Origin of the sequence: Agrobacterium albertimagni AOL15 (genome assembly GCF_000300855.1) — a bacterium.
Taxonomy (GTDB): Bacteria; Pseudomonadota; Alphaproteobacteria; order Rhizobiales; family Rhizobiaceae; genus Allorhizobium; species Allorhizobium albertimagni.
Window position 1 is genome coordinate 1 of sequence record NZ_ALJF01000012.1, and the last position, 10,958, is coordinate 10,958.

The window sequence follows — 10,958 nt, forward strand, 5'->3', positions numbered from 1 at the left end:
GCCGAAATCTTAGGGCCGCCAAAAGCGGTCTTTTCGCTTTCGAAAATACCGAAAAAGGCGCAAATCCAACCAGATTTGCGCCGCAAGAGACGCAAACTCAAGAGTTTGCTCTGTCGCGATAAATCCCTCAGGGATTTACGCTGGTGACGCGGGGTGGAGCAGCCCGGTAGCTCGTCAGGCTCATAACCTGAAGGCCGCAGGTTCAAATCCTGCCCCCGCAACCAAATCAGACCGGTAAATTCGATCATTCCGAATATCTGCTTTTAAGCTCCTCGCCATAACGGGCGAGGAGCTTTTTCGCGTTTCTCTTAAGGGTCAATCTACCGGATGCCAGGTTCAGCCGCTTGAGGCGCTGAAGTTAGTCCAGGAGGGTGGGCTCGCTGTTGCCCAGACGGCCCGCGACCTTGATATCTAAAAGAATGTCTTGCGCAAATGGGTTCGGGAACACGGCGACCATCCCAGCCAGTCCTTTGCTGGAAAAGGCTAGATGAAGCCGGAGCGCGACATCCTAAAAAAGGACGCAGCCTATTTTGCCAGGGATGCGATATGAGGTTCGCGATTATTGCAAAGCACCGTCCGATCTGGCCCTTTCGTCGTTGCTGTGCGACGACTGCCGGGCAACGGGTGGCATGGTTCTGCGAAGCGCTAGGGTTTTCTGGTTCGGGTTCCATGCCTCACTCGATCGTTGTGCGAGTGAACGCGCACGCTGTGATGGCGAGTAAATCTCCGACGGACATCCAAGATGTCCGTCCGTTTTGCTTAATCCGGCTTCAGACAGACCTTATGGCACCGCCATCCACGCGGATCTTGCTTCCCGTCACATAGGAGGCTGGCTCGGAGGCCAGGAAGACGGCAACTGCGGCAAATTCCTCCGGCCGTCCATAGCGTCCGGCCGGAATGCCCGCCGCAGATTCGGCCGCGATCTCCTCGACACTCTTGGCTGAGCGGCTCGCGGCGGCTGCGTCGAGTTCGTCCACCCTTTGCGTATGGATGCGCCCTGGAAGAAGCACGTTCACGGTCACGCCGTCTAGAGCCACTTCCGCAGCAAGTGTTTTCGACCAGCCGATCAAGGCCGAGCGGATGCCGTTGGAGAGTGCCAGTCGTGCGATCGGCTGCTCTACTCCTGACGAAGCGATCGATATGATCCGACCCCAGCGCTTTTCCCGCATGCCTGGCAGAAGACTGGTGGTCAGATGGAAGATGTTGGCGGCCATCGTCTCGAAATGGTTGAGCCAGTCCGTTCGTTTCGCATCGATGGCTGCGGCCGGTGGTGGGCCGCCAGAATTGTTGACGAGGATGTCGACACCCCCTGCCGCCACGAGCAACTGGACGGCCTTATTCACGCTGTCGATGTCGGAGAGGTCGAACTGGAGCGGGATGACGGCACCGGCCGTCCGCGGGAGTTCGGAAGCCCAAGCCGAGATGGCCGAAGTGTTGCGGGCGGCGGCATGGACGGTCACCCCTTCTTCCGCGAGCCCTCGGGCGATCGCGGCACCTAGTCCGCGGCTAGCACCCAGCACGAGAGCGGTTTTGTTTTTCAAGCCGAGTTCCATTATCCGAGTTCCTTCAATCTTCTGTCCTGGCGCGCGATGAGGCGCTCGATCTCGCTGATATCGGCGGAAGAGAGGGCTCCTCCCGGTTTGCGCAGGGCCGGTGTGGCGATGGCCCCGCGTTTCGCCATGATGTATTTCCGGATGGAGAGGCCAAGGCCGGGTTGCTGTTCGTAGCGGGCAAGCGGAAGATAAGCGTCGAAGATGTCCTGCGCGCGCTCCGGATTTCCCTGCTCGCTATAATGGACGACGTCGCGCATCATTTCGGGATAGGCAAAGCCGGTCATCGCACCGTCGGCCCCGCGCGCCATCTCCTCGGGCAGGAAGACGCCGCCATTGCCGCACAGGATTGATATGCGCCTCTTGCCGGTCGTCTCCGAAGCGGTTCGTAGTGCGGTAATCTTGGAAAGACCGGGCCAGTCCTCGTGTTTCAGACAAACACAGGTTGGGATCTGATCGATGATCGTCTGGATGACGGAGACGGGGATGGTGACGCTCGTGACGAGTGGGAAATCCTGCAGCACGAAAGGAGTATCGCCGATGAACTCTGCCGCCTGCTTGTAGTAGGTGACGATCTGCTGATCGTTCCGCAGGGACGATGGCGGCGCACTCATCACGCCAGCCGCGCCATCATCCATAACCATCGAGGTCAAGGCCTGCATCTGGGCAAAGCCCGCAGCAGAGACGCCCGCAACAACCGGCACGCGGCCATCGACCCGGCGAAGGATACGTCGCACATAGGTCTGCGATTCCTCGATGGTGAGCTTTTGTGCTTCCCCCATCATCCCGAGCACTGTCAGTCCCGTCGCGCCGCGCTCGAGGTAGAAATCGACCATGCGGTCCGTGCTGTCCAGATCGAGATCACCAGTCTCCGTGAAAGGGGTCAGGGCTATGACGTAGACGCCTTTTGCCTCTTCATTCAGCCTCATCATTGACTGTCTCCTTGATGTTTGGGATATCGTGCATGGCCAAAGAAGCCTTCGGGCTGGCCGATCATGTTTCCGAGCCCCATGCGCTCGATCAGCAGCCGGGCTTGCCTGTCGGCTTCTGCGACGACGTCATCGAGGTCCGTCAAAAGAGGCCGGCCACCTTCGAGGAGGATCTGCCCGTCGATCACGACGGTGTCGACGTCATTGCCATTGGCGAAATAGGCCAGGCGGAAGATCGGCATCTGGTAGGGTGCGAGGTGAGGGCGCTTCATGTCGACCACCACGATATCGGCCTTTTTGCCGACTTCGAGGGAGCCGAGGTCCCGGTCTAGCCCCAGGGCGGTCGCCGCATCGATCGTCACCATCTCAAGGGCCTTGCCCGGAGGCAGGACCGAGGGATCGCGAAAGTGGGTGCGGTGATAATGCATGCATTGCTGCATGTGCCGGAACATGTCCGCCGATCGGTCCGGCGCGGTTGCATCGGAGCCGATGGCCACCACAGTACCCGCCTCGATCAATTCGATCGCCGGGCATCGGCCGAGAATGGAGGCAATGGCGCTGGGGTTGTGGGCGATGCGGGTGCCGGTATCGGCGATGATGCGGATTTCTTCGGGCGTGATGTCGATGGCATGGGACAGAAGCGCATCGGGTCCGAGGATGCCGAGCTCTTCGGCGCGGGAAACGGAGCCCTTCCAGTGACCATCCTGGGTGAACACCACGCCCGCTTCGCGCGAGAGCGCCCGTACGGCCTTGGTTTGGGCGACTGCGGCTTCGTAGTCTGCGGCTGACATGTCGCGCTGGTGCTCGTCACGCAGGACGGGGGTGAGCAAGGCGATCTTCAGCCGTCCGCGCCCGTGCCATAGGTCCATGAGTTCGCGACTGACGGTAAACTGCTCCTCGAAGGTTACAGGTCGTTCTGACGCCTTGCCGTCGTGCCACGATGCATAGGTTCGCGGATGCGGAGGGCGGGTCGGTCCAACGGCGACGACCGAGCGCGTGCCGACTGCCGCGACGCCCTCGCAATGGGCGCTTCCATAGGCGACATCATCCGTCCGCATGATTGTGTCGCCGCCGCCCAGAAGCGACACGCCGGTGGTGACGCCGAAGCGAAGCCGCTCAAGGGCTGCAAGCCGCGCCTCCGCGAACCAGAATTCCGGTGTCGAGCCGACGGTGTAGGCTGCGTTGCAAATCTCTTCCCAGTGATTGCCTTGCTCCATCCCCATGGTCTTGATCAAACCGTGACCGGCATGGGCATGCGCGTCGATCATGCCGGGCATCACTACCTTGCCGCTTGCGTGGATATGGCGCTCGGCCTGGTATTCTCTGGCGATCTCGTCCGCGTGCCCCACCGCGACGATGCGATCGTCGAGAACGGCGAGCGCACCCTTGTCGAGAACGCGGCGACTGCCGTCCATGGTGAGGATGGTGCCACCGCTGATGATCAGGTCGACACGCCTCATGATGCTCTCTTCCCGGACTGGAAATCAGGGAGCCGCGTCACGTCGAGCACGCAGTCGTGGCGCATGCGCCAGTTCGGCCAGGACCCCGACAGGCCTGTCACCCTCAGGGGATTGTAGAGATAGAGCCATGGGGGATCCACTTGCAGCGCGCGGAAGGCCTTTTCAAAGATCTCCGCACGTTCACTTTGATCAACGGTTGCCCGGCCCGCATCGAGCAAGTCTTCGGCCTCGGCGTTGTGGAAGCCCAGCCACCAGGAGCCCTGAGCCCTGTGATCGATCTTCTCTGCGAGGATGCGGAAGGTGCTCAAGGGGCTGGAATCGAAGACGCACATGTCGCGCACCTGCTTCAGGCGGACACCATGCGCATAGGCTTCGCGGTCTGTGTGGCGGTGAACGTTCAGCGTCACCCCAATTGGGGCAAGCTGCTCGGCAAGAGCCGCCGTCAGTGCCTCGGCTTCATCGGGGAGGCGTGTCGGGCAATCGACCTTGATGGTCAGACCATCCGCGAATCCGGCTTCCGCAAGCAGCGTTTTCGCCTGATCCTGATCGGAGCGTAGATCCTCTGAAGGCAGGCTGCCGAAATGAATGGGGCTGACGAAGCCAGTCAGAGGCTTTGCCGCACCTTTCACCACTCGATCGATCAGTGCCTGGCGGTCAATCGCCAGATTGAGGGCGCGACGAACACGGCTGTCTGTCAGCGGCCCCTTGAAGGCATTGAAGAGATAGATGATGGCGACGGGGACGAAGGAGGTGACCCGCGTATGCCTGGCCGTTTCTTCGAGCGCCTTGGAGGCTTCGAAATCAAGGCTGTTTGCCACTTGCGCCTGGTCGGAGATCAGCATCTCCAGCCGCGCTTCCCGGTTTGGTTCCAGGCGGAAGGTCAGTTCGTCATTGGCTGGTGGCTCGCCATGCCAGCCATCGAAACGCTGGACGTGGAGAGCATGGCCGGGTTCGTAGGAAACCAGGTGGTACGGCCCTGTGCCGACCGGCTGCGACGTGTCTCCCGCCTCGTAGCGGTCCAGTGCCGAGGGAGCGACCACGTAGCCGTAAACCAGGATATCGAGGAGATCGGCGATCGGCTTCGATAGGCGGATGACGACTGTCAGGGGATCGACTGCCTCGATCTCCGCATCGCCGAGATACTGATGCCAGACACCGGGGGCGCCCAGCGTGTAGCCTTTGTCAGGGCGGGCCATGCGAGTGAGCGATTGGCAGACGGCAGCCGCATCGCAGGGGGTGGCATCGTGAAAGCTCAAGCCTTCCCTCAGACTGAACGTCCAGTGTCGTGCATCCGGTGTGACATCCCATGAGCTTGCCAGTGCGGCCACGTAGCCGCCATCCTTGCCATAGCGGACAAGCCCGTCGAACAGGGCGTCGAAAACAGCCAGCATGTCGTTCGCATCGGTGCAGTCATGCGGATCTTCGAGGGCAAGGCGCGGTTGAACAATGACGACGGGTGAACTCACTGGCTTTTCCTTTCGGCATCGTTCCGATCATGGAGGTGGCATGCAACGGCGCTGCCATCTGGCTGGGGCGTCAACACCGGACGCTCGATCGCGCATCGATCGAAGGCCATGGGGCAGCGCGTCCTGAAGCAGCAGCCGGAGGGCAGGCGCAGGGCACTTGGCACTTCGCCGACGATCTCGATCTTCGGTTTTGCCAGCGACTTGTCGATGGTCGGCGCGGCCGAAAGCAGAACCTGCGTATAGGGATGTTTCGGCTGGCTGAACAACTGGTCGCGGCTGGCCGTCTCCACCATGAACCCCAGATACATGACGCCGATCCGGTCGGCGATGTGGTGAACCACCGAGAGGTCGTGCGAAACGAACAGATAGGAGAGGCCGAACTCGTCGCGCAGGTCCATCATCAGGTTGAGGATCTGCGCCTGGATCGAGACGTCGAGCGCCGAGACGGGCTCGTCGGCGATGATGATCTTTGGCCTGACCGACAATGCACGTGCGATGCCGATCCGCTGCCGCTGACCTCCCGAAAACTGATGCGGGTAGCGTCCAGCCTGTTCGGCATTGAGGCCGACCTTCGCAAGAAGCGCGATGGCCTCGTCATGGAGTTCGCGCCGGCTGAGCTTGCCACCGGCCTGAGCGCGCCTCGGCTCCATCACGATGTCCCTGACCCGCTGCCGGGGGTCGAGGGAGGCGTAAGGGTCCTGGAAGATCATCTGCAGCTTGCGGCGGATCGGACGCATTTCGCGAAACGGCATCCGAGAAATGTCTTCGCCGTCGATGCGGATCTCGCCTGATGTCGGCTCGTAGATCCGAGCAATCGTCTTTGCCACGGTCGACTTGCCGCAGCCGGATTCTCCCACCAGCGCCATGACTTCGCCAGGCACAATCGACAGGTCGACGCCGTTCACCGCCCGCAACTGCTTCTGGGGAGCGAGAAGTTTTCCCTTTCCGAACTGCAGCCGATCGAAAAGACCTCCCACGGGAAAGGCTTTGACCAGGCCTCGGACCTCAAGCACGGGGGGTGTCATGGCGCCGTCTCCTCCAGTGGGAAGTGGCAGGCCGCATCGAGCGAGCCGCGCACGGGGGTGAGCGCCGGCGTTTCTGCCGAGCAGATGGACTGAGCCCGGAAGCATCGGTCCCTGAAGCTGCACCCTTGGCCGAGCGTGCGGATGTCCGGTACCGTGCCGGGTATCTGGCTGAGGCGCTCGCGGCGATCGGTGATCTTCGGAATGCTGTCCAGGAGCCCGCGCGTATAGGGGTGGGCAGGGGACACGATGATCTCGCTCGTCAGCCCCCGCTCGACGACCTTGCCGCAATAAAGCACGACCACCCGATCCGCCATCTCGGAGACGACGGCGAGATCGTGCGTCACGAGGATCATGGCGGATCCGCGATCGACGATCTGGCGGCGCATCAGCTTCAAGATCTGGGCCTGGACGGTGACATCGAGGGCCGTGGTCGGTTCGTCCGCGATGATCAGGCGGGAGCCGGCCAAGAGCGCGATGGCAATCACGACGCGTTGGCGCATGCCGCCAGAAAACTGGTGCGGATAGGCGTCAAGGCGGCTGGCGGCCTCCGAGATGCCGACATCCTCGAGCATTTCGATACAGCGTGCGCGCCGCGCTTTCTGATCGAGATTGGTATGCAGGCGCAGCATTTCGTCCATCTGGCGCCCGACCGTGTAGACCGGGTTCAGCGACGTCATGGGGTCCTGGAACACCATGGCGATCTGGCCGCCGCGCACAGCGCGCATCTGGTCTTCGCTCTTGCGCGTCAGATCTTCGCCCGCAAAGACAATGCTGCCTGCCTCGATCCGTCCGGGGGGATCGATCAGGCCGAGAATGGAAAATCCGATCACCGATTTTCCGCCGCCGGACTCGCCGACGAGGCCGACCACCTCGCCCGGGCGGACGTCGAAGCTGACGCCGTCGACGGCTTTCACCACGCCACCGAAGGTATGGAAATGTGTCTTGAGATCCCGGACTTCGAGAAGTGCTTCGCCCATGGTCGCTATCTCCTTCGTCATCTCAAGCGCGGATTGAGTTCGTCCCGCAGGAAGTCGCCGAACAGGTTGATGCCGAAGACGAGGAACATGATGAACAGACCAGGAAAGGCGGAGGTCCACCAGATGCCGGAGAACAGCACGTCGAAGCCCTCCTTGACGAGAAGGCCGAGTGAGGGCTCGGTGATGGGGACGCCGACACCAAGGAAACTGAGCGAGGCCTCGATCAGAATGAAGGTGCCGACCTGGATCGTCGCAACCACGATAAGCGGCGTCATGACGTTCGGCAGCACGTGGCGCAGGATGATCTCGCCGTTTCCGAGCCCCGCCACCTTGGCCGCCTGGATGTATTCCTTCTGGATCTCGCTCAATGTCGATCCGCGAACGGTGCGAGCGTAAACGACCCAGCCGACGGCGGTGAGCGCGATCAGAACCATGCCGATGCCTGTCCCGAAGGCCGACATCAAGAAGAGCGCAATCAGCATCGAGGGAAACGACAGCTGAATGTCTGCGATGCGCATGATGATGCTGTCGACGATGCCGCCGTAGTAGCCGGAGATCAGACCGAGTGCCGTCCCGATCACGCAGGAAAAAATCATCGCGGCGAGGCCGATGAAGGCGGAGATTCGCGCGCCGTAGACGATCGATGCGAGCACGTCGCGGCCCTGTCCGTCCGTTCCGAGCAGATACCTGCTGTCGCCACCCTCGAGCCACACCGGCGGCTTGAAGCTGTCCATCAGTTCCAGCTGTGACACGTCGTAAGGATCCTGCGTAACGAGAAGCGGTCCCAGCGTCGCAAGCAGGGCGAAGAAGGCGAGCAGTGCGCTTCCGAAGACAGCCGGCAGGTTTCGGCGGTAGTGAAAGAAGAATTCCGAAGAGAAGAATCCGGTCATGCGATCCTCACTTCACCGTAATGCGTGGGTCGATCAGCGTGTAGACGATGTCGACGATGAAATTGATGGCAACGAAGATGAAGGCTGTCAGCATCAGGTAGACGACGATGACGGGGCGATCGCCGCGGTAGATGGAGTCGATCAAAAGCTTGCCTGTGCCGGGCCATGCGAAGATGGTCTCGGTGATCGTTGCAAAGGCGATGAGATCACCGAGCTGGAGGCCGAAAATCGTGACGACCGGAATGAGTGCGTTCTTCAGGCCGTGCCTGAACAGGATGTTCTGGCGGGATGCGCCCTTGGCACGAGCGAACCGCATATAGTCTTGCCGCATCACCTCCATCATGCCCGCACGGGTCATGCGTAGCATGATCGCGAGGGTGGCAAGCGCCAGTGTCACTGACGGCAGGATGATGTGTGACCAGCCATCCGCCGTGAAGATGGATATGCGCATCCCGAGGACTTCAACTGTATCACCGCGTCCGGACGAGGGCAGGAACTGGTAGCGGACCGAGAAGAAGAAGATCAGCATCATGCCCACCCAGAACCCGGGAAGCGAAATGCCGAGCAGTGAACCGGCCATGATGCCGCGAGACACCGGCTTGTTCGGATTGGCCCCGGCATAGACGCCGAGCGGTACGGCGATCACTGTCGCCAGCATGATTGCCACGAGCACCATCTCGATCGTTGCTGGCAGCCGCTCCAGGATGAGGTCCATGGCGGGCTGGCGGAACACATAGGATCGCCCGAAATCGCCCTGCAGCATATTGCCGAGGAAGATGAAATACTGGCTCAGCAGGGACCGATCGAGGCCCAGGAGGCGGCGGGCCTGTTCGATCTCGGCGGTGGTGGAATCGATCGGGATCACCATGAAGACGGGATCGCCGGTAAAGCTCATCATCAGGAAGACGATGACCGATACGCAAAAGAGTACCAGCACCATCTGCAGGAGCCGCTTGATCGTGTAACCCAGCAAGGCAGTGTCCCGTCATGAAGAAGTGAGAAATTCGGGACTGTCTCCCTCACGGTCGACAGTCCCGCGCTCGTTCAGGTTGAGGATTATTCCTTGACGTCGATCTCGTAGGCCCAGAGGAACTTGTCCGCACGCGGTGTCATCTCGACATTTGTCTTTGCGGCATAGAGATCCTGCTCGTAGTGGATCGGGATCATCGGAATGTCTTCCATCAGGATCTTGGTGACTTCCTGCAGGTAGCCGTCTCGCTCTTCGAGCTTGGAAGTCGCATCGGCCTTGTCGATCAACTCGTCCACCTTCGGATTGGAATAGGATCCGCGGTTGACCTGGCCATAGCCCTCCTTCTTGTCGCGCGAGTAGAACATCACGCTGTACATCGAGCCGCCGTCACCGGAGGGAACGTCCCAGCCGCTCATGATCATGCTCGACTTATCGCTCGGGACGCGGATGTAGCCGAAGAAGTTGGACTTCGGCATTAGGTTGAGCTTGAGATCGATCTTGATCTTGCCGAGCATCGACGCAAGCGCCTGCGCGATCTGCTGATCGTTGACATAGCGGTTGTTGGTGGTGTCGAGGGTCACCGTGAAGCCATCTGCGTAGCCGGCCTCAGCCATGAGAGTGGCCGCCTTCTCAAGATCGAAGGGGTACATGTCGCGGAAGCTTGCGCCGTCGACATAGCCCGTATGGGAAACAGGGATGTATTGCTCCGACGGGGTCGACAGGCCGTTCATGATGATCTTGTTGATCGCATTGACGTCAATCGCGCGGACCATGGCTTCACGGACACGGCGATCCATCATCGGGTTCTTGTCGAGCGCGATGGTCGGGCTCTTCTCACGATGGTCGATCGATACCACGACGTTCAGCAGGCTCGGCTTGGTCATGACCTTGTAGCGGTCATCCGCCTTGACGCGGTCGACGTCGCGGACGTTGAGATCCTGGATGACATCGACTTCGCCGGTCAGCAGTGCTGCCGTGCGGGTGGCACCATTGGTGATCGGACGGAACGTGACTTCTTCGATCTTCGGTGCGCCAGCGAAGTAGTCAGTATTGGCGGCAAGCGTGATGTGATCTTCCTTGATCCATTCGACCAGCTTGTAGGGGCCGGTGCCGACAGGCTTCAGGTCCAGCTGCTCATCGCCCACTTCCTTCGCATACTTTTCGCTGAGGATCAGGACGGCTGCCAGATCGTTCGGCAGGACTGCGTAGGGCTTGGGCGTCTTGATCTCGACCGTGTAGTCATCGACAGCCGTGAAGGAGGCGATGTTGGCGCCGAGATTGGCCATCAGCGACTTCTTCAGCCGGTCCAGGGTGAAGACGACGTCGGACGCCTTGAAGTCTTCGCCATTGTGGAACTTGACGCCCTGGCGCAGCTTGAACACCCAGGTCGTGTCATCCTTGAGCTCCCAGCTCTCTGCAAGGCCGGGTCCGAAGGACAGATCGGCATTGCGGCGGACCAGGGGGTCGTAGATGTGGTAGAACAGGATGTTGCTGGACAGCTCCTCGCCCGCCTGGGGGTCGAGATTGACGGCGTCCGAGGTCAGGCCGACGGTCAGTTCCTTGGCGTGGACAAGGCCGCCCAGGGCCGTAGAGCTCAAGAGGACGAATGCGGCAAGGGCCGCTATTCGTCCGGATTTCATGCGAAGATTCAGCATTTTTAGTTCCCCTTTTTTGGTATGCCGACACGTTTG

General features: G+C 60.8%; 9 protein-coding genes, 1 tRNA gene and 1 pseudogene. 2 read left to right on the top strand and 9 right to left on the bottom strand.

Annotation, left to right across the window (positions count from 1 at the left end; translation table 11 throughout):
• The first annotated feature begins 147 nt into the window (after positions 1–147).
• Together QWE_RS15220 and QWE_RS24780 are read left to right on the top strand one after the other, a co-directional pair.
• A tRNA-Met gene (locus tag QWE_RS15220) sits at positions 148–224 on the top strand.
• A 128-nt stretch (positions 225–352) separates the two neighbouring features.
• Positions 353–713 (top strand): annotated as a pseudogene (locus QWE_RS24780) (transposase); the annotation flags it as partial.
• 57 nt (positions 714–770) lie between these two features.
• Here QWE_RS24780 and QWE_RS15225 read toward each other — a convergent pair.
• From QWE_RS15225 to QWE_RS15265, 9 genes are all read right to left on the bottom strand, one after another.
• Positions 771–1,553, bottom strand: coding sequence for an SDR family oxidoreductase (locus QWE_RS15225; RefSeq protein ID WP_006727044.1), 783 nt, complete (start codon positions 1,551–1,553; stop codon positions 771–773).
• Positions 1,553–2,482 carry a dihydrodipicolinate synthase family protein gene (locus tag QWE_RS15230; RefSeq protein ID WP_006727045.1) on the bottom strand — a complete coding sequence of 310 codons (930 nt, stop codon included), beginning with the start codon at positions 2,480–2,482 and terminating at the stop codon, positions 1,553–1,555. Before QWE_RS15230 ends, QWE_RS15225 begins: the two co-directional genes overlap by 1 nt.
• Positions 2,479–3,939 (bottom strand): amidohydrolase family protein, encoded by a 1,461-nt coding sequence (locus QWE_RS15235; RefSeq protein ID WP_006727046.1) that lies wholly within the window; start codon positions 3,937–3,939, stop codon positions 2,479–2,481. Before QWE_RS15235 ends, QWE_RS15230 begins: the two co-directional genes overlap by 4 nt.
• Complete coding sequence (locus QWE_RS15240) at positions 3,936–5,405, bottom strand: ABC transporter substrate-binding protein (protein WP_006727047.1); 1,470 nt, start codon at positions 5,403–5,405, stop codon at positions 3,936–3,938. Before QWE_RS15240 ends, QWE_RS15235 begins: the two co-directional genes overlap by 4 nt.
• Positions 5,402–6,430: an ABC transporter ATP-binding protein gene (locus QWE_RS15245; protein WP_006727048.1), complete on the bottom strand. Its 1,029-nt coding sequence runs from the start codon at positions 6,428–6,430 to the stop codon at positions 5,402–5,404. The genes QWE_RS15240 and QWE_RS15245 overlap by 4 nt, the downstream gene beginning before the upstream one ends.
• On the bottom strand, positions 6,427–7,407 hold the full coding sequence (locus tag QWE_RS15250) for an ABC transporter ATP-binding protein (RefSeq protein ID WP_006727049.1): 981 nt from the start codon (positions 7,405–7,407) through the stop codon (positions 6,427–6,429). The genes QWE_RS15245 and QWE_RS15250 overlap by 4 nt, the downstream gene beginning before the upstream one ends.
• A gap of 17 nt (positions 7,408–7,424) precedes the next feature.
• On the bottom strand, positions 7,425–8,297 hold the full coding sequence (locus QWE_RS15255; protein WP_006727050.1) for an ABC transporter permease: 873 nt from the start codon (positions 8,295–8,297) through the stop codon (positions 7,425–7,427).
• A 7-nt stretch (positions 8,298–8,304) separates the two neighbouring features.
• Entirely contained in the window at positions 8,305–9,270 is a 966-nt protein-coding gene (locus QWE_RS15260) for an ABC transporter permease (RefSeq protein WP_006727051.1), read from the bottom strand.
• 83 nt (positions 9,271–9,353) lie between these two features.
• Positions 9,354–10,922 carry an ABC transporter substrate-binding protein gene (locus QWE_RS15265; protein WP_006727052.1) on the bottom strand — a complete coding sequence of 523 codons (1,569 nt, stop codon included), beginning with the start codon at positions 10,920–10,922 and terminating at the stop codon, positions 9,354–9,356.
• Positions 10,923–10,958 lie beyond the last annotated feature (36 nt).

Excerpts from the sequence above, each read along its gene's own strand:
- QWE_RS15225 (WP_006727044.1), bottom strand. The coding sequence starts at position 1,553 with ATGGAACTCGGCTTGAAAAACAAAACCGCTCTCGTGCTGGGTGCTAGC.
- QWE_RS15230 (WP_006727045.1), bottom strand. The coding sequence starts at position 2,482 with ATGATGAGGCTGAATGAAGAGGCAAAAGGCGTCTACGTCATAGCCCTG.
- QWE_RS15235 (WP_006727046.1), bottom strand. The coding sequence starts at position 3,939 with ATGAGGCGTGTCGACCTGATCATCAGCGGTGGCACCATCCTCACCATG.
- QWE_RS15245 (WP_006727048.1), bottom strand. The coding sequence starts at position 6,430 with ATGACACCCCCCGTGCTTGAGGTCCGAGGCCTGGTCAAAGCCTTTCCC.
- QWE_RS15250 (WP_006727049.1), bottom strand. The coding sequence starts at position 7,407 with ATGGGCGAAGCACTTCTCGAAGTCCGGGATCTCAAGACACATTTCCAT.
- QWE_RS15255 (WP_006727050.1), bottom strand. The coding sequence starts at position 8,297 with ATGACCGGATTCTTCTCTTCGGAATTCTTCTTTCACTACCGCCGAAAC.
- QWE_RS15265 (WP_006727052.1), bottom strand. The coding sequence starts at position 10,922 with ATGCTGAATCTTCGCATGAAATCCGGACGAATAGCGGCCCTTGCCGCA.